Consider the following 16,596-nt stretch of genomic DNA (forward strand, 5'->3'; position numbering starts at 1 on the left):
CGCATATGGCGGTGGAGTTCGCCAAGGCGGCCGAGGCCAATGGCGCCGATGGCCTGCTGGTGCTGCCGCCTTATCTGGTCAAGTCCGAGCAGGAGGGCCTGCGCCGCCATCTCACCGCCATCTGCCGCGCGGTCGGCATCGGCGTGATCGCCTACAACCGCGACAATGCCATTCTGACGCCCGAGACGCTCGAGCGCGTGGCGCAGGATTGCCCTAACTTGATCGGCTTCAAGGACGGCTTCGGCGACATCGAGCTGCTCACCGCCACGCGCTATCGCATGGGCGACCGGCTGGTCTTTATCGGCGGCATGCCGACGGCCGAGGTCCATGCCAGCGCGGCGGCGGCGATCGGCATGACAACCTATTCCTCGGCCATCTACAATTTCGCGCCCGAGGTCGCGCTGCGTTTCTTCAACGCCTTGCGGGCAGGCCACAAGGCCGAGGTCGACGATCTCATCCGCTCGTTCTTTCTGCCCTATCTCGCCATCCGCAACCGGCGCGCCGGTTATGCCGTGTCGATCGTCAAGGCGGGCGCGCGCATTGCCGGCATCGACTGCGGACCGGTCCGCTCGCCGCTGCTCGACCTGACAGCGGATGAGGAACGCCAGCTCGCCGCCCTTATGCAGGTCTGCAAGATGCCGGTGGCCGAGATGGCTTAGGTCCCATGGATCCTGTGTTACCGCCTTGCCGGACCGTCGACCATGCGGCGATAGCGCTCGCGGCCAGCTTCCAGATGCTCGCGCAAGGTGAAGCGGGCGGCTTCGACATTCTGCCGCTCGATCGCCTGGTAGATGCGGCGGTGCTCCGTCTGGACCTGCTCCAGATACAGCCGCCGCTGCTCAGGCGTTTCGTCGCGCGGGCGCATCAGCTGGCGCGGAATGATGACGGGTCCGAGGAAATGCATGAAGCGTTCGAAATAGGGGTTGCCGGTTGCGGATGCGATCGCCCGGTGGAAGGCGAAATCCGGCTCGATGGCGCTCTCGCCGGCCGCGATCGAAGCGTCGATAGCATCGAGGCAGTTGCGCATGCGGGCAAGGTCGTCGTCACTGCGTTTCTCGGCGGCGATGCCGGCGGCTTCCTGCTCCACCGCAAGCCGAAGCTGCAGCACGTTCTGGACTTCGGTCAGCGAGGTGAGCTCGTCGGAGATGATGCGGAAGGTGGTGGCGGCCTGATGATCCGCGACGAACACGCCCGCCCCCTGGCGGCTGACAACAAGCCCTTCCGAGCGCAGCGAGGCCATGGCTTCCCGGATTACCGTGCGGCTGACGCCGAATTGCGCGATAAGCTCCTGCTCCGTCGGCAGTTTTTCGCCGCTGGTCAAGTGACCGGCACGTATTTCTCGCGCAAACCAGTCGGCAACCTGGGCCGTGCGACTGATCTGCGGGGGAAGGCCAAAGGAACGTCTCATCGTCTTAAAGCAATAACCGAACCGCGTTTGTAGGCAAGCCATAATTTGTCTGGTGATATGATGATATTTGCACCGGTCGTGCCGCAGGCGATCTTTGCTCGCCTTAGCTGGCGCGAACTAACACCCGGGCGGCGGCCAAGAAAGGGGAGGGGCTGATGGTTCCTACCAAACCTGTGTTGTTGACCGGAGCTTCCGGCACGATCGGGCGGCTGCTTTCAACGAGATTGGCAGCCATGGGCTGGACCTTGCGGCTAACCGATATCGCGCCCTTGCCGATCCCGCTGCCGGACAGAGCGAGTTTCAGGACAGCCGATCTCGAGGACCAGAAGGCGGTGAACGAACTGGCCAAGGGCTGTGGGCTGATCCTGCATTTCGGCGGCATCTCCACCGAGCAATCCTTCGAGACCGTGCTCGGCCCGAATTTCCGGGGCGCCTATCATGTCTACGAAGTGGCGCGCCGGGAGAAAGCGCGCGTCGTGTTTCCGTCCTCCGTTCATGCGGTCGGCCTCTACGAACGCACGCAGATCCTCGACCAGGATTGCCTCTTGCGGCCCGACGGCTACTACGGCCTTTCGAAAGCCTATGGCGAGATGCTGGCGCGGCTCTATTTCGACAAGCATGCCGTCGAAAGCGTGCTGATCCGAATCGGTTCCGTGCTGCCGGAAGTGCCCGACGAGCGGATCCTCTCGACCTGGATCTCGCATGACGACTTCGTGCGCCTGATCGAGCGCTGTGCTGCGGCGGAGCGCGTCGATTGCTCGGTCATCTGGGGCCAGTCCAACAATAGCCGCGGCTTCTGGCGAAAGGATGCAAGGCTTAAGCTCGGCTGGACGCCGCAGGACAGTTCCGACGGCCAGGCCGAGCGTGTGCGCGGCAACGTGACCGACAACCCGGTGGTCGAGCGCTACCAGGGCGGCAAGTTCATCGTCGTCGACTACAGCCGCGCGGATTTTCCGCCACGCGAGATGTTCGAGGACGAGTGAGCTATGCCGCTGGTGTCTTGCCGATGGTCATATCCGCCGCCTTCTCGGCGATCATGATCACCGCTGCGTTGGTGTTGGAAGAGACGATGCGCGGTATCACAGAGCTGTCGCAGACGCGCAGGCCGGCAAGACCGCGCACACGAAGCTCGGGATCGACGACGCTCTCGGCATCGCCGCCCATGCGGCAGGTGCCGACCGGATGGTAGGCGCTGCGCCCATGCTCACGGGCAAAGGCTTCGAGCGCCGCGCGTCCTTGCGTGGCCGCTCCAGGCAGATACTCGCGGCTGATGTATTTGGCGAAGGCCGGCTGAGAGAGAATCTCGCGGCTGATCTCGATGCCGTCGATGGCGCGCTCGAGGTCGTAGCGCTCGGCAAAGGGATTGGGATCGATGACCGGCGCATCGCGCAAATCCGCCGAGCGCAGCGTGACGCTGCCGCGCGAACGCGGCCGCACATGGTAAGAATTCAGCGTGCAGCCATTGCCGCCGGGGACCGAGCCGATGCCTTCCTCGACGCCGGCGCCGAGCAGGAAATGGAACTGGATGTCCGGCGTCTCCTCGGAGCGGTCACCCCACCAGAAACCGCCGGCCTCGACGATGTTGGAAGCCACCGGTCCCTTGCCGAACAGCGCGTATTCGAGACCGGCAACGGCCTGCCAGCGCTTCTTCTTGTAGCGGTCGATGCTGTGCGGCCCGTTGAGTTCGGCGACGACGTCGACGTCCATGTGGTCGTGCAGGTTCTGGCCGACGCCGGCGAGGTCATGCACCACCTTGATGCCATGCTGGCCGAGATGCGCGGCCGGGCCGATGCCGGACAGCATCAGGAGTTTCGGCGAGCCTATGGCGCCGGCGGTGACGATCACCTCGCGCTCGGCGCGCATGAGCTCGGTGCGACCGTTGGCGACGATCTCGACGCCAATGGCGCGTCCGTTCTCGACGACGACGCGGCTGACCGTGGCGTCGGTGCGCAGCGTCAGATTCCTGCGGCCGATCGCGGGCTTGAGATAGGTGACCGCGGTGCTCGAGCGTTTGCCGTTGCGCGTCGTGGTCTGGTAGAAGCCGGCGCCTTCCTGCTCGCCGGCATTGAAGTCGGCGCGGAAGGGCAGGCCGGCCTGCTGCGCCGCCTTGACGAAGATCCGAGTCAGCGGGTGCGGCGCCCCGCTGGAAACCCCCAGCGGACCCTCGATGCCGTGCTGCGGACCGGCAAAGGTGTCGTTGCCCTCGGACCGGACGAAGTAGGGCAGCACATCGGCGTAGCTCCATCCCGCGCAGCCGAAGTCAGTCGCCCAGTCGTCATAGTCCTGCGGGCAGCCCCGCGTGAACACCTGAGCGTTGATCGAGGAGCCGCCGCCCAGCACGCGTGCCTGCGGATAGACCATGACGCGGCCGTCGATCTCCTTGCCGGGCGCGGTGTCATAGCCCCAGATCAGCGGTCCCGACGTCATCTTGAAGAAGCCGACCGGCATATGGATGTAGCGGTCCGTGTCGGGCGGACCGGCCTCGAGCAGAACCACCGACAGGTCGGGGTCCTCGCTCAGCCTGGCGGCAAGAACGCAGCCGGCCGAGCCGCCGCCAACGATGATATAATCCGCCATTCTCGCTCCCTTGCCGAGGCGAAGTCAATGCCTCGCTCTTCGTGCGCGGGACGATCTCAAGTCGCTTGTGCCGCGTCAAGAGAAAGAGTATGGTTGCCGTGTTGAAGGGTTGTCATACAAGTAGAGGAGATCGACGACCCTCGCTGGAGGACCCGGCCGCGCTTCCTGCGCAAGCGCCGGGCGGGAAACAAATTCAATCGGGAGGTTCGAAATGAAGGACAGCAATGGTCTTGTTTTTTCCGGCAGGGTCAGCCGCCGGACGCTGATGGTGGGCGCCGCCGCCGGCGCGGTGACGCTGGCGATGCCGAACATATTGCGCGCGGCCGACAAGCCGACGCTGGTGACGTCGATCCGCTCGTTGTCCAATCCCTATCACGCGGTGTGGAAGACCGGCGCCGAGGCCTATGCCAAATGGGCCGGGCTGGAGCATGTCACGCTGGTTTCGGAAGGCAACAGCGAGAAGGGCATCGCCGACATCAAGGCGATGCTGGCCAAGACCAACGGCAACATGGTGCTCAATTCCGACCCCAACGACACGCCTGACGCGCGCCCCATCGTCGAAGCCTGCGCCAAGGCCGGCGCCTATGTGGTGACGCAGTGGAACAAGCCGGCGGACCTGCATCCAAAAGACTTCAACCCGAACTATGTCTCGCATATCGAGTTCGACGGCATCGCCAGCGGCAAGACCATCGCCGAGATCCTGTTCAAGACGATGGGCGGCAAGGGCGGCATCGTCGCGCTCGGCGGCCTGATCTCGACCACGGCCGCGATCGAGCGCAAGAAGGGCCTCGATGCGGCGCTTGCCGCCAATCCCGACATCAAGCTGCTCGACTTCCAGGTCGCAAACTGGAAATCGACCGAGGCCTTCGACCTGATGGGCAATCTGCTGACCCGCTTCGGCGACGACATCAAGGGCATCTGGGCCGCCAATGACGACATGGGCTCCGGCGCGCTCGAAGCGCTGCGCGCCGAGAACCTCGCCGGCAAGGTGCCGATCGTCGGCGTCGACGGCATCAAGACGGCAGTTGACGCGGTGCGCACAGGCGAGTTCGCCTGCACGGTCACCTCGGATCCGTTCTGGCAGGGCGGCATGGGGCTTGCGATCGGCTACAACGCCAAGATCGGCAAGTTCGATCCGGCCAAGGAGCCGCCGGAGCACCGCGAATTCTACGGCAAGGCGGTGCTGATCTCGCACGACAATGTCGAGGAATATTACAAGACCAATGTCGAGTCGAAGCCCGAGATTGACTGGAACGATCTGTGGGGCCGGGTGACCGGAGCGATCCGCGCCTGACCCGTTGGGGCGGGCCGGCTTCTCCCTGGCAGCGGCCCGCTCCCTTTTTGCCGGCGTCTTGCGCCCGTGGCCACGACGCCTGTCACCAGCAGACGGGAAGCGGTTTCTTGACAATCCAGACAGAACCCCTGAAGTCCGTTTCGGACATCGAGCGGACGACGCTTATGACATTCCTCCCCGGCCGCATCGCCAGCATGCTCGGCGGCAGGCGCTGGCGCAGGCTCGCGCCGCTGGCGGTGCTGGTCGTGCTGTGCATTCTGATCACCATCGCCAATCCCAATTTCATCGAGCTGCGCAATCTGGTGCGACTGGCGAACTCCGCCGCCGTGCCGCTGACACTGGCGATGGGGCTGACCTTCATCATCCTGATGGGCAGCATCGACCTTTCGGTCGAGGGCACGCTGTCGGTGGCGGCGATGGTGGTGGTGCTACTGGCCGCCAATGACAGCAACGGCAACGATTATGGCTGGTGGGCGGTGCTGGCGGCGGTCGCCGCGGGCACGATCATGGGGCTGATCAGCGGCCTCGTGCAGACGATGCTGCGCATCCCATCCTTCATGGCGACGCTCGGCATGTGGTTCATCGGGCTCGGCCTGTCGGTCTACATGCTGGGCGGCTCGGCCATCCGCCTCAATGACGCTTCGATCCGCGACCTCGCCTTGCATCGTTTCCTCGGACTGCCGCTGGCGGTTTGGGTCGCCATCGGCGCGTTCGCCCTTGCCGCCATTATCCAATATTACACAAGGCTCGGCCGCCACATATTGGCCATCGGCGGCGACGAGGACGTGACCAAGCTCTCTGGCGTCAACGTCACGCGCGTGCGCATCGCGGCCTTCGCGCTGGCGGGTTTCTTCTTCGGCATTGCAGGCGTGCTCGCCGCGGCCCAGCTCGGCCAGTCGCATGCCGTCATCGGCGACGGCAGGCTGTTTGCCGCGGTCACGGCCGTGGTCGTCGGCGGCACGGCGCTGACCGGCGGCGAGGGTGGCGTCGTCAATACGCTGATCGGCGTGCTGATCGTCACCGTTTTGGCCAACGGCATGATCCTGCTCGGCATCTCGCCCTATATCCAGCAGACGGTGCAGGGCCTGATGATCATCGCCGCCGTGGCGCTGTCGCTCGACCGCGTTCGGCTCAAGATCGTGAAGTGACCGCCATGCTGCAGGCGTCGAACATCATCAAGAATTTCCCCGGCGTCCAGGCGTTACGCGACGTCTCCATAGAGGTGCGGCCAAACGAAGTGGTGGGGCTGATCGGCGAGAACGGCGCCGGCAAGTCGACGCTGATGCGGCTGCTGGCCGGCGGCTACCGGCCGGATGGCGGCTCACTTACGCTGGATGGGGAGCCGCTAAAGCTGCGCAATGCCCGCGACGCGGCCAGGCACGGCATCGGCATGGTGTTCCAGGAACAGTCGCTGGTGCTCAACCTCACTGTCGCCGAAAACATCTATCTGGGGGAAGAAGACGGTTTCACCCGCTTCGGCCTCGTCAACTGGCGTGCCATGAACGCGGCGGCGCGACGGCAGCTCGCCAAGATCGGCGTCGACATCGACGTCACCGCGCGCACCTCCGAGCTGACCTTCGCAGCGCGCCAGATGGTCGAGCTCGCCAAGGCGCTTACGCTGGAGGAGATGGTCGAGCGTCCATTGCTCATCCTGCTCGACGAGCCGACCTCGGTGCTCAACGCCGCCGATATCGAGATTCTGTTCGCGCGGGTGCGCTCGCTGAAGTCCCGCGCCAGCTTCGTCTTTGTTTCGCACCGGCTCGACGAGGTGCTGTCGATTTCCGACCGCGTCTACACGATGAAGGACGGCGCGGTCGTGGCCGAGCACCGCGCCACGCAAGTCACCGCGCCGGAGCTGCACGAGATCATGGTGGGGCGCGGGCTGCAGGCCGAATATTACCGCGAGGCGCGCCAACAGCCGCCGGGCGACAAGATCATGGTCGAGGCCAAGGGGCTGGGCGCTAACGGCTTCTATCACGGGGTCGATCTTTCGATCCGCGCCGGCGAGATCGTGGGCATCGCCGGCGTCGTCGGTTCCGGCCGTGAAGAGGTGACCCGCACCATCGGCGGATTCCTGCCGCATGACGCCGGCGAGATGAAGATCGCCGGCGAGCCGGTGCGCTTCGGCTCGCCGGAACCGGCGGTGCGCAGGGGTATCGGCTATGTGCCGCGCGAGCGCAGGCTGGAAGGGCTGGTGATGTTCCTGTCGATCGCCGAGAACATTTCGCTGGCGGATCTCTCGAGCGTCATGCGCAACGGCGCCATCGACTACGGCAAGGAGCGGCGGCTTGCCGCCGACTGGATCAAGCGGCTCAGCATCAAGGCGCCCGGACCGGACGCCGCCTGCCGCAAGCTCAGCGGCGGCAACCAGCAGAAGGTGGTGCTGGCGCGCTGGATGACGGCCGGCTCGCGCATCCTGGTGCTCGACCATCCGACGCGTGGGCTTGATGTCGGCGCCAAGGAAGAGGTCTACGAGCTGGTGCGCGATCTCTCTGAGGAGGGCGTGGCGATCCTTCTGATCTCCGATACGCTGGAAGAGACGATCGGCTTGTCGCACCAGGTGCTGGTGATGCGCGACGGCGAGATCACGGCGCGCTTCGACGCCAGCCCGGGCAACAAGCCCAAGCAGGTAGACCTCTTGCGAGCGATGGTGTGAGCCGATGAACGAGGGTTTTTCCATCAGGCAGGTGTTCGAGGGCAAGTGGACGCAGGGCGCCATACCGCTGGTCCTGCTCGTCGCCTTGCTGCTGATCATCGAGATCGCCGCGCCCGGCTTCCTGACCGGCGAGACGCTGGCGCTGCTCTTCGCCAACACCGCCGTGCTGTTCATCCTGGCCACCGGCGTCACCTTCGCGATCCTGCTCGGCGGCATTGACCTGTCGATCCAGGCGGTCGCCTCGCTGGCAAGCGTGATGCTGGCGCAGCTCTTGCCTACGCTCGGCTTCGCCGCCTTTCCGGTGGCGATCCTGTCCGGCCTCGCCTTTGGGCTGCTGAGCGGCATCGTGCATGTCAAGCTACGCGTGCCGTCCTTCGTCGCGACTTTGGCCACCGGCGGCGTGGTCACGGGCCTGGCGCTCTGGGTTTCTAACGGCCGCGCCATCACCATCGAGGAAGCGGGCCGCGAAAAGACCGCCTGGATCAACGCCACGATTTTTGGCCTGCCGATGGTGGTGCTGATTTCGGCGCTGATCGGCATCGTCAGTTTCCTGGTGCTGCGCTATACGCGCTTCGGCCGTCAGGCGATCGCGGTCGGCGCCGGCGAACCGGCGGCCTGGGCGGCGGGCATCAATGTAGACCGCACCAAGATCATCGCCTTTGCCGCATCGGGGATGCTGGCGGCCATCGCCGGCGTCGTGCTGGCGGCCAGGCTGTCGAGCGGTTCGCCGGTGCTCGCCAACCAGCTCCTGCTGCCGGCCATCGCGGCCGTCATTGTCGGTGGCACTGCGATCACCGGCGGGCTGGGTGGCGTCGCGCGCACCGCGGTCGGCGCGCTGATCATCTCGATCGTGCGCATCGGCATGACCTTCGTCGGCGTCAATATCTTCCTGGAGAACATGGTGTTCGGCGCGGTGCTGATCGCCGCCGTCGCAATCACCATCGACCGCAGCAAGATAGCGGTCATCAAGTGACGGACCGATCCGCACCGCCTCCCAAGCAAGCGCGGACGCAGGGGGACCGCATCGGCGCGAGGCCGGTGCAGTCCGGGCTGAATTTACTGCATAGTGTCCAGACCGATCAGCTCGATCTTGTAGCCGTCCGGGTCCTCGACGAAGGCGATGTGGGTGGTGCCGTGCTGCATCGGTCCGGGCTTGCGCGGGATCTTGGCGCCGCGCTTTTCCAGCTCGGCGCAAACGGCGTAGATGTCGTTGACGCCGAGTGCCAGATGGCCGAAGCCGGTGCCTATCTCATAGGGTTCCTCGCGGCCCCAGTTCAAAGTCAGCTCGACGACCGCTTCCTTGTCCTCCGGCCCGTAGCCGACAAAGGCATTGGTGAACTTGCCGCCGGGATAATCCTCGCGGCGCAGCAAGGTCATGCCGAGCACTTCGGTGTAGAAGGCGATCGACTTGTCGAGGTCGAGCACCCTGATCATGGTGTGCATATAGCGAAAGCCGGGGGCGTCGCTCATTGGGAAAGTCCTCCGAATTCAGTGATTTGCCGGTCTGACCATCCACATCAAACGGCTTCGGGAAGCATGGCGTCGCTTGATGTTCTAAATCAGGGTTGTATGATAACACGACAAGATTGGTGGTTGTCCAGTCGTTTTCCGGAAGGGTCCAGGTTCAGTTCATGAATGCCGTGCCGCCCAATTCCGCATCTCTGATCGCCGCCCTCACCGGCGTGCTGTCAGATGGCGGGTTACTGACCGAGGCAGAGGACCTTGTCCGCTACAGCCGCGACTGGTCGGGCGACCATTTCGGCCGCCCGCTGGCGGTGGCGCGGCCCAGCTCGGTGGAAGAGATGTCGGCGCTGATGAGGCGCTGCCATGCCGAGAGGATCCCCGTCGTGCCACAGGGCGGGCTGACCGGCCTTGTCGGAGCGGCGGTGGCGGCTGACGGCAACGAGGTCGTCGTCTCGTTGGAGCGCATGAACAGGATCCGCTCGATCAGCCCGATCGACTTCGCGATGGTGGTCGAAGCCGGCTGCATCCTCGAGGATGCCAAGCGCGCGGCCGAGGAGAGCGACTGCATCCTGCCGATCACCTTCGGTGCGCAGGGCAGCTGCCGCATCGGCGGCAATGTCGCCACCAATGCCGGCGGCTTCAACGTGCTGCGTTACGGCATGACACGCGACCTTGTGCTCGGCCTCGAAGTTGTGCTGGCCGACGGCCGGATCTGGAACGGACTGAAGGTCCTGCGCAAGGACAACCGCGGCTATGATCTGAAGCAGGTCTTCATCGGTTCGGAAGGCACGCTCGGCATCGTCACCGCCGCTGCGCTGAAGCTCTTCCCCAGGCCGACGCAGATCGAAACGGCGCTCGTCGGCCTGCGTTCGGTCGAGGACGCGATGGCGCTCTATGCGCGGGCGCGGCGCGGCTGCAGCGACCTGCTCACCGCCTTCGAGCTGATCCTGCGCGGCGGCATCGAGATCACCATGCGCGAGGGCAAGGATTTCCACGAGCCGCTCGGCAAGCCTTACCCCGCCTATGTGCTGATCGAGGTTTCGTCCGGAGGACTGATCGACCTCAAGGATATGCTGTTGAGTTTTCTCGCGGGCGTCGAGGATCTCGTCGAGGACGGAATCGTGGCATCGACCCGGGCGCAGGGTGAGCGCCTGTGGCTCTACCGCGAGATCATGGTCGAGCGGCAGGGGCGCGGCGGCCGCTATCTGCGCACCGACGTCTCCGTGCCGATCTCGAAGCTTGCCGATTTCGTCACCGATGCACTGTTCGAATTGGGGCGGGCGAGACCCGACGCGCTGCCCGTCACCTACGGCCATGTCGGCGACGGCAACATCCATCTCAACGTCGTGCCGCCGGAGGGCATGGCGGCCGAGGCGATCGAGCATCTGTTCGAGGAGGCGGAAGCGGAGATTTTCGCCGTCGTCGACCGCTATGGCGGCTCGATCAGCGCCGAGCACGGCATCGGCCGGGTCAAGCAGCGGGCCTTCCTCGACCGCGTCGATCCGGTGGCGCTCGATCTTGCGGCAGGCATCAAGGATGCGATTGATCCGCGCCATATATTGAGCAACGGCCGCATTCTGGCGTCCGCATCCGCGCTCGACTATAGGTGAGCGATGACGCTGAAGCTCGACAAGGTCAATCGCGGTCCGCACCTCTCCACGCTCGTGGCGAGTTCCATCTCGCGCGAGATCGCGCAGGGGCGGCTGAAGCCCGGCGATCAGCTTCCGACCGAACAGGCGCTGGCGACCACGTTCGGGGTCAGCCGCAACGTGGTGCGCGAAGCGATCGCAAGGCTGCGCTCCGAAGGCCGCATCTGGTCGCAGCAGGGCAGGGGCGCCTTCGTTGCCGACGCTACCAACGCGACGGTGCTGACGATCGACTATGAAACCTTGCAGCGGGCGGATTCCTTCCGCAACCTGTTCGAACTGCGCGGCATGCTGGAAGTGCAGATCGCCGCACTGGCCGCGACCCGCCGCTCCGATGCCGATATCGTGGCGATGGAACAGGCACTCGACGGGATGCGCACGGCTCCCTATGGCAGCGTCGCCTGGCTGAAGAACGACCTCGGTTTCCACCGCGCCGTCGCCGAGGCGACCCAGAACCCCTATATGGGCCAGTTCCTCGTCTTCGTCTCGGAACGGGTGCGCGAGAGCATCCTGGCCGCCGGCAACCAGCAGAAATCCGACGACATGGCGCGCACGACACTGGGCGAGCACGAGCGCATCCTGGCGGCGATCAAGGCCGGCGACGCGAAGGGCGCGAGCTCCGCCATGACGCGGCATCTAGCAGGTGCGGCTTCTCGCGTAGGACTGCCGGGAGGCGAGGCCTCGGCGAAGCCAGCGTCGACGGCGCGGCATTCGCGGCTGCGGAAGGCTGTGCGCGGGCAGGCGGCGGGGTAGGCAGCGGCTCAGCCCGCTCGGTCAGCGGCAGCCAAAACGGAGAGGAGCGCCCTGTGCGATTTCACTCAGCCGCCGGCTCAACCAGCGACACCCCGTTCAACCCCGCGACGATATCCGACAGCGCCGGCACGAATTTTTCCCCGTGCCCCGCGGCCACCGCCGTGGCAAAACCGTTGCGGACCACGGCGCCGACCGGGTTGGCGATGCCGGCGGCCTGGGCGAAGGAGGCGAGGTAGGTCATGTCCTTCAGCGCATTGGCGATGGCAAAGCGCTGGGCGTTTTCGTTGCGGTTCAGTACGAAGTCGAAGAAGGCCTGGTAGAAGCCGCAATCCATGCGGCTGCCAGAGATGACGCTGTTGAAGACCTGTGGCGTCAGCCCGGCCTTGGCGCCGAGCGTCAGCGCCTCGGAATAAATCGCGGAATAGCCCATCGAGACGAAATTGTTGAGCAGCTTCATAGTGTGGCCGCTGCCGGTCGGGCCTGTGTGGACGACGCGAGCGGCGAAGGCTTCGAGGACAGGCCGCGCGCGGGCGACCGCTTCCGCCGCGCCGCCGACCATGACGTCGAGCTTGCCTTCGGCAGCTTCCTTGGGCGTGCGCGCCAGAGGCGCGTCGATCAGCGTCACGCCCTGAGCAGCAAGCTCGGCAGCGAGCGCGATCGTCGAGGACGGGTTGGAGGTCGAGCAGTCGACGATCAGCAGTGGTTTGCCGGCAGCCGCAAGCCCCTCCGGTCCCTTCACGACCGCTTCCACTTGCGGCGAGCCGGTGACGCAGAGGAGAACGATGTCGCAGCCTTCGGCGAGCGCACGCGGTGTGGCCGCCTGGCGGGCACCGGCGCCGACCAGCTTCAGCGCCGCCTCCTGGTTGCGGTGCGCCCAGACCGTCAGCGGCCAAGCCTTGGCCAGAAGGTTGGCCGCCATGCCCGAGCCCATCGCGCCAAGTCCAATAAAGCCGATTTGCCGCTTCATGTTGGTCTTCCCTTGCTGTTGGGGTTGCTGTCCTGATGCATGCCGTTGTCCTAGAACCGCTGTTCACTTGGGCGACATGCATCTTTGCTTGACGCATGTCGTTCTCCCAGAACCGCGCGCAATTCTGGGCGACATGCGTTGGAAACGAGAGATTGCCGTTGCAACCAAGCGGTGCGATCCTTGGCGCAAGAATCGATTTAACGGGCCGGTTTTCCAATGACGGATCGCGAGGGAGCAATGTTCGGCGCCATTCGCCAGTCCCCCAACCTCAGGGGCGAGCTGGTCGACAAGTTTGCCGCGCAGATCGAGGCCGGCGATCTTGCGCCGGGACAGCGGCTTCCCACCGAGCAGGAGATTGTCAACGCGACGGGCGTCAGCCGGACGGTGGTTCGCGAGGCGCTGGCTTCGCTCCGCGCACGAGGGCTGATCACGACACGGCAGGGCCTTGGCGCCTTTGTGGCCCAGGAGCCGCCGCCGAAAACCTTTTCCATCGTGCCGACGGATGTCGAATCGATCGACGAGATCCTGGCGGTGCTCGAGCTCCGCATGGGCGTCGAAGCCGAAGCGGCGGCGCTGGCGGCCACGCGCCGCACCGCCAAGGACCTTGCGCTCATGGCCAAGCAGCTTGGCGCCATCGACCGGGCGATCGCCGAGACGGGTCTTGCTGCGACCGAGGATGCGGCTTTCCATCGGGCGATTTCGCTCGCCTCGCACAACGCCTACTTCAGCCGGCTCTTCGACACGTTCGGCACCGCGATGATCCCGCGGCAGTGGACGCAATTCGACCGGATGGAGCCCGCCGAGCGCGAACGGCATTTCGAGCGGACGCGGCGCGAGCACCGGGCGATCCATGATGCCATCGCAGCACGCGACGCCAAGGCGGCGCAGCGCGCGATGCGGCTGCACTTGACCCGTTCCTACAAGCGCTTCGAGCAGCTCCGCGACAGTGCCGGGAAGTAAATCGGGCAAGGCCGCTCGACCGGTTCGTGGCTTGTATCGATCAGCGGCGGCGGCGGCTTGACGGTCCAGGTCGGGTTGGCATCGATCGCCGACACGCGCCAATGCCAGGAACCTGCTGTTGCCCTCCAGCTTGCCGGTAGATTCAAGGCCGCCGCTTTTTGCCATCACCTTTTGCATGCTTACAGGGTTGTCATACAACTATCCGGTCTGATATTCCTGCGGGCACGACCCGTCAAGACGACGTTGGCTTTGAGGAGTGAGTTTCCATGCATCAAAGGCGATTTGGCCGCACCGGCTGGCAAGTGTCGGAAATCGGCTTCGGCAGTTGGGCGATCGGCGCCGACTGGGGTGACGTCGAGGAGAAGGACGGCATCGCGGCGCTGAATGCGGCGCTCGATTCAGGCGTGACGATGATCGACACGGCCGATGTCTATGGCGACGGCCGGGCGGAAAAACTGATCGCGAAGACGCTGAAGGGGCGGGGCGGCGCGAGGCCGATGGTCGCCACCAAAGCCGGCAAGCGGCTAAACCCGCATGTCGCTTCCGGCTACAATCGCCAGAACCTGACCAGCTTCGTCGAGCGCAGCCTGCGCTATCTCGAGGTCGACGTGCTCGACCTGGTCCAGCTCCACTGTCCGATGACGGAGGTCTTCTACCAGCCCGAGACGTTCGAGGCGCTGGACAGGCTGGTCGAGGAGGGCAAGATCCGTCACTACGGCGTCAGCGTCGAGAAGGTCGAGGAAGGCATCAAGGCGCTGCAATATCCAGGCGTCGTCAGCGTCCAGATCATCTACAACATGTTCCGGCAGCGACCCGCGGAGCTGTTCTTCGACATGGCGCGCCAGAAGGATGTCGCCATCATCGTCAGGGTGCCGCTGGCCAGCGGGCTCTTGTCCGGCAAGTTCAAGAGCGATTCCAGTTTCAGTGCCAAGGACCACCGCAACTACAACCGGCAGGGCGAGGCCTTCGACGTCGGCGAGACATTCTCCGGCGTGAACTATCAGGAAGGCCTGCAGGCGGTCGAGGAATTGCGGCCGCTGCTGCCGCCAGGCGCGACAATGGCGCAATGGGCGCTGCGCTGGATACTGATGAACCCGGCGGTGACGGTGACCATTCCGGGCGCCAAGTCCGTCCGGCAGGCGCAGGAAAACGCCGCCGCGTCCGACCTGCCGGCGCTGTCGCCGCAAGTGATGGAGCGCATCGCCGACATCTATGAGCGGCGCATCAAGGCCGCTGTGCACCAGCGCTGGTGACCGCCATGGTGATCGACGGCCATCAGCATTTCTGGGATCCGGCGGATGGCTCCTGCGGCTGGATGACGGAGGATTACGCTTCCATACGCCGGGTGTTCTCCCCCGACGACCTCATGCCGGCGCTCGCCGCGGCCGGCGTGGACAAAACCATCCTTGTCCAGACTTGGCATTCGCTCAACGAGACGCTTGTGTTCCTGGAGACCGCGAGCCGGACCGACTTCGTCGCCGGCGTCGTCGGATGGGTCGACCTCACCGACCCCGAGGTGGCGGCCACCTTGTCCGAGCTGAAGGCGCGGCCGGATGGCCGCTATCTGGCCGGTATCCGTCACCTCGTCCATAACGAGGCGGATCCGAACTGGCTGCTGCGCGCGGACGTCCAGCGCGGGCTGGCTGCGGTCGCCGAAGCGAACCTCGCCTATGACCTGCTGTTGAAGGAGCCGCAAATCCCCGCGGCCCTGGAGACGGTGGAACGGCATCCCAATTTGCGTTTCGTGGTCGACCACATCGCAAAGCCGCGCATTGCGCAGCACGCCATGGAGCCATGGGCCGGATTGATGCAAGGTTTCAAGGCGCATCGCGACCACGTCTGGTGCAAGCTGTCCGGGATGGTCACGGAGGCCGACTGGCGGCATTGGAAAAGCCAGGACCTGCAGCCCTATGTCGACGCGGTGCTTTCGATCTTCGGGCCGTCGCGATGCCTGTTCGGCTCGGACTGGCCGGTCTGCCTGGTCGCCGCCGACTATCAGTCGGTCAAGCACGCCCTCGGCGATTGCCTCTCCGGGTTGACGGAAGAAGAACGGTCGCAAATTTTTGGCGCTTCCGCCATTGAGGCGTACCGCTTGTCGCTGTGACTGTGGCAAGGCTCTGCGCCCTCCGCCTTGGCGTTGCCGGGCCACTTTCATCATCACAATGACCGCGGCGCATGTCTCTGCGTTGGGCATCCTTGTCCGGCGCCTCGCACGATGAACTTCCCAACCCAAGCTTAGATCGGAAACAGACGAACGAAAGGGGTGACACGACGCCACCTGTTCGATCGCCGTCAGGCCGGAGTCAAGTTGACAGCCGTGTTACATGGTAATAGGGTTGTATGACAAGTTGGCCATGTAACGGGAGGAACATGCATGAGACAGCTAGGACTTGGATTGGCCATGGCAGCCGCTGGGCTCGCCATGGCTTTGCAGACGGCACGTGCCGACGAGGAACTGCCCATCGGCGTCATCGCCGCGCAGTCGGGCTCGTTCGTTTCGGCCGGCAACACCATCGTCGGCGCCGCCAACCTGGCGGCGCAGCAGATCAACGACGCCGGCGGCATCAAGGTCGGCGACAAGACCTACAAGATCAAACTCTATATCCGCGACAACCGGACGGATGTGAACGTCACCATCGCGTCCGCGCGCGAGCTGGTCAACGACATCGGCGTCAAGGCGATCTGGGGCACCGAGACGCATGACTTCTCCGTGTCGATGGCCAAGATCACCGGCCCGGCCAAGGTCCTGCAGTTTTCCGGCAACAGCTCGCTCGGCGCCGTGCTCGACGACAAGGCCGTCGCCGGGCGAGCTGTGGCCGGAAAACTGCAGGACCTTGGCCGGGCCGGTGATCTTGGCCATCGACACGGAGA

The 16,596-nt window shown here is 65.0% G+C and carries 15 protein-coding genes and 1 pseudogene; 12 read left to right on the top strand and 4 right to left on the bottom strand.

Annotation, left to right across the window (positions count from 1 at the left end; all coding sequences use genetic code 11):
- Nucleotides 1–659 (top strand): 5-dehydro-4-deoxyglucarate dehydratase (locus tag EOA24_RS07820; protein ID WP_127409708.1); only part of this gene is annotated, 659 nt, incomplete at its 5' end.
- A gap of 17 nt (nucleotides 660–676) precedes the next feature.
- Here EOA24_RS07820 and EOA24_RS07825 read toward each other — a convergent pair.
- Nucleotides 677–1,450, bottom strand: coding sequence for a FadR/GntR family transcriptional regulator (locus EOA24_RS07825; RefSeq protein WP_126078844.1), 774 nt, complete (start codon nucleotides 1,448–1,450; stop codon nucleotides 677–679).
- A 113-nt stretch (nucleotides 1,451–1,563) separates the two neighbouring features.
- Here EOA24_RS07825 and EOA24_RS07830 point away from each other — a divergent pair, with 113 nt between their 5' ends.
- On the top strand, nucleotides 1,564–2,391 hold the full coding sequence (locus EOA24_RS07830; protein WP_126078843.1) for an NAD(P)-dependent oxidoreductase: 828 nt from the start codon (nucleotides 1,564–1,566) through the stop codon (nucleotides 2,389–2,391).
- Between the two features lies 1 nt (nucleotide 2,392).
- On the opposite strand, the gene EOA24_RS07835 is transcribed toward EOA24_RS07830, so the two are convergent.
- The gene (locus tag EOA24_RS07835; protein WP_127409709.1) at nucleotides 2,393–3,985 is read right to left on the bottom strand and encodes a GMC family oxidoreductase N-terminal domain-containing protein; all 1,593 of its coding nucleotides are present in this window, start codon (nucleotides 3,983–3,985) and stop codon (nucleotides 2,393–2,395) included.
- Between the two features lie 211 nt (nucleotides 3,986–4,196).
- Between EOA24_RS07835 and EOA24_RS07840 the strand changes: the two genes are divergently transcribed.
- The 4 genes from EOA24_RS07840 to EOA24_RS07855 all read left to right on the top strand — a co-directional run bounded on the left by EOA24_RS07840 (nucleotide 4,197) and on the right by EOA24_RS07855 (nucleotide 8,908).
- On the top strand, nucleotides 4,197–5,279 hold the full coding sequence (locus EOA24_RS07840) for a sugar ABC transporter substrate-binding protein (protein ID WP_126078841.1): 1,083 nt from the start codon (nucleotides 4,197–4,199) through the stop codon (nucleotides 5,277–5,279).
- A gap of 107 nt (nucleotides 5,280–5,386) precedes the next feature.
- Complete coding sequence (locus EOA24_RS07845) at nucleotides 5,387–6,427, top strand: ABC transporter permease (RefSeq protein WP_245467196.1); 1,041 nt, start codon at nucleotides 5,387–5,389, stop codon at nucleotides 6,425–6,427.
- A 5-nt stretch (nucleotides 6,428–6,432) separates the two neighbouring features.
- Nucleotides 6,433–7,935: a sugar ABC transporter ATP-binding protein gene (locus EOA24_RS07850; protein ID WP_127409710.1), complete on the top strand. Its 1,503-nt coding sequence runs from the start codon at nucleotides 6,433–6,435 to the stop codon at nucleotides 7,933–7,935.
- A 4-nt stretch (nucleotides 7,936–7,939) separates the two neighbouring features.
- Nucleotides 7,940–8,908: an ABC transporter permease gene (locus EOA24_RS07855; RefSeq protein WP_126078840.1), complete on the top strand. Its 969-nt coding sequence runs from the start codon at nucleotides 7,940–7,942 to the stop codon at nucleotides 8,906–8,908.
- Nucleotides 8,909–8,991: 83 nt separating this feature from the next.
- Here EOA24_RS07855 and gloA read toward each other — a convergent pair whose 3' ends face one another.
- A complete protein-coding gene (gene gloA, locus EOA24_RS07860; RefSeq protein WP_095080570.1) occupies nucleotides 8,992–9,405 on the bottom strand; it encodes a lactoylglutathione lyase in 414 nt (137 codons plus the stop codon).
- 119 nt (nucleotides 9,406–9,524) lie between these two features.
- On the opposite strand from gloA, the gene EOA24_RS07865 reads away from it, so the two are divergent.
- Nucleotides 9,525–11,009, top strand: coding sequence for an FAD-binding oxidoreductase (locus tag EOA24_RS07865; RefSeq protein ID WP_348633068.1), 1,485 nt, complete (start codon nucleotides 9,525–9,527; stop codon nucleotides 11,007–11,009).
- A 3-nt stretch (nucleotides 11,010–11,012) separates the two neighbouring features.
- Nucleotides 11,013–11,798: a FadR/GntR family transcriptional regulator gene (locus EOA24_RS07870; protein ID WP_126078838.1), complete on the top strand. Its 786-nt coding sequence runs from the start codon at nucleotides 11,013–11,015 to the stop codon at nucleotides 11,796–11,798.
- A 61-nt stretch (nucleotides 11,799–11,859) separates the two neighbouring features.
- Here the strand turns inward: EOA24_RS07870 and EOA24_RS07875 are convergent.
- Nucleotides 11,860–12,783: pseudogene (locus EOA24_RS07875) on the bottom strand (NAD(P)-dependent oxidoreductase); the annotation flags it as partial.
- Nucleotides 12,784–12,981: 198 nt separating this feature from the next.
- On the opposite strand from EOA24_RS07875, the gene EOA24_RS07880 reads away from it, so the two are divergent.
- The 4 genes from EOA24_RS07880 to EOA24_RS07895 form a co-directional block, all read left to right on the top strand.
- Nucleotides 12,982–13,725, top strand: coding sequence for an FCD domain-containing protein (locus tag EOA24_RS07880; protein WP_126078836.1), 744 nt, complete (start codon nucleotides 12,982–12,984; stop codon nucleotides 13,723–13,725).
- Between the two features lie 266 nt (nucleotides 13,726–13,991).
- On the top strand, nucleotides 13,992–14,978 hold the full coding sequence (locus EOA24_RS07885) for an aldo/keto reductase (protein WP_126078835.1): 987 nt from the start codon (nucleotides 13,992–13,994) through the stop codon (nucleotides 14,976–14,978).
- Between the two features lie 5 nt (nucleotides 14,979–14,983).
- Entirely contained in the window at nucleotides 14,984–15,829 is an 846-nt protein-coding gene (locus EOA24_RS07890) for an amidohydrolase family protein (RefSeq protein ID WP_127256593.1), read from the top strand.
- A 297-nt stretch (nucleotides 15,830–16,126) separates the two neighbouring features.
- A partial coding sequence (locus tag EOA24_RS07895; RefSeq protein ID WP_189353878.1) for an ABC transporter substrate-binding protein occupies nucleotides 16,127–16,596 on the top strand: 470 nt, incomplete at its 3' end.

It is taken from the genome of Mesorhizobium sp. M2A.F.Ca.ET.039.01.1.1, from assembly GCF_003998035.1.
In the GTDB taxonomy this organism is placed as follows: domain Bacteria; phylum Pseudomonadota; class Alphaproteobacteria; order Rhizobiales; family Rhizobiaceae; genus Mesorhizobium.

What these genes read in the sequence shown, in the direction of transcription:
- EOA24_RS07825 (WP_126078844.1), bottom strand. Translation starts at nt 1,450, where the DNA reads ATGGCTTGCCTACAAACGCGGTTCGGTTATTGCTTTAAGACGATGAGA.
- EOA24_RS07830 (WP_126078843.1), top strand. Translation starts at nt 1,564, where the DNA reads ATGGTTCCTACCAAACCTGTGTTGTTGACCGGAGCTTCCGGCACGATC.
- EOA24_RS07835 (WP_127409709.1), bottom strand. Translation starts at nt 3,985, where the DNA reads ATGGCGGATTATATCATCGTTGGCGGCGGCTCGGCCGGCTGCGTTCTT.
- EOA24_RS07840 (WP_126078841.1), top strand. Translation starts at nt 4,197, where the DNA reads ATGAAGGACAGCAATGGTCTTGTTTTTTCCGGCAGGGTCAGCCGCCGG.
- EOA24_RS07850 (WP_127409710.1), top strand. Translation starts at nt 6,433, where the DNA reads ATGCTGCAGGCGTCGAACATCATCAAGAATTTCCCCGGCGTCCAGGCG.
- EOA24_RS07855 (WP_126078840.1), top strand. Translation starts at nt 7,940, where the DNA reads ATGAACGAGGGTTTTTCCATCAGGCAGGTGTTCGAGGGCAAGTGGACG.
- gloA (WP_095080570.1), bottom strand. Translation starts at nt 9,405, where the DNA reads ATGAGCGACGCCCCCGGCTTTCGCTATATGCACACCATGATCAGGGTG.
- EOA24_RS07870 (WP_126078838.1), top strand. Translation starts at nt 11,013, where the DNA reads ATGACGCTGAAGCTCGACAAGGTCAATCGCGGTCCGCACCTCTCCACG.
- EOA24_RS07880 (WP_126078836.1), top strand. Translation starts at nt 12,982, where the DNA reads ATGACGGATCGCGAGGGAGCAATGTTCGGCGCCATTCGCCAGTCCCCC.
- EOA24_RS07885 (WP_126078835.1), top strand. Translation starts at nt 13,992, where the DNA reads ATGCATCAAAGGCGATTTGGCCGCACCGGCTGGCAAGTGTCGGAAATC.
- EOA24_RS07890 (WP_127256593.1), top strand. Translation starts at nt 14,984, where the DNA reads ATGGTGATCGACGGCCATCAGCATTTCTGGGATCCGGCGGATGGCTCC.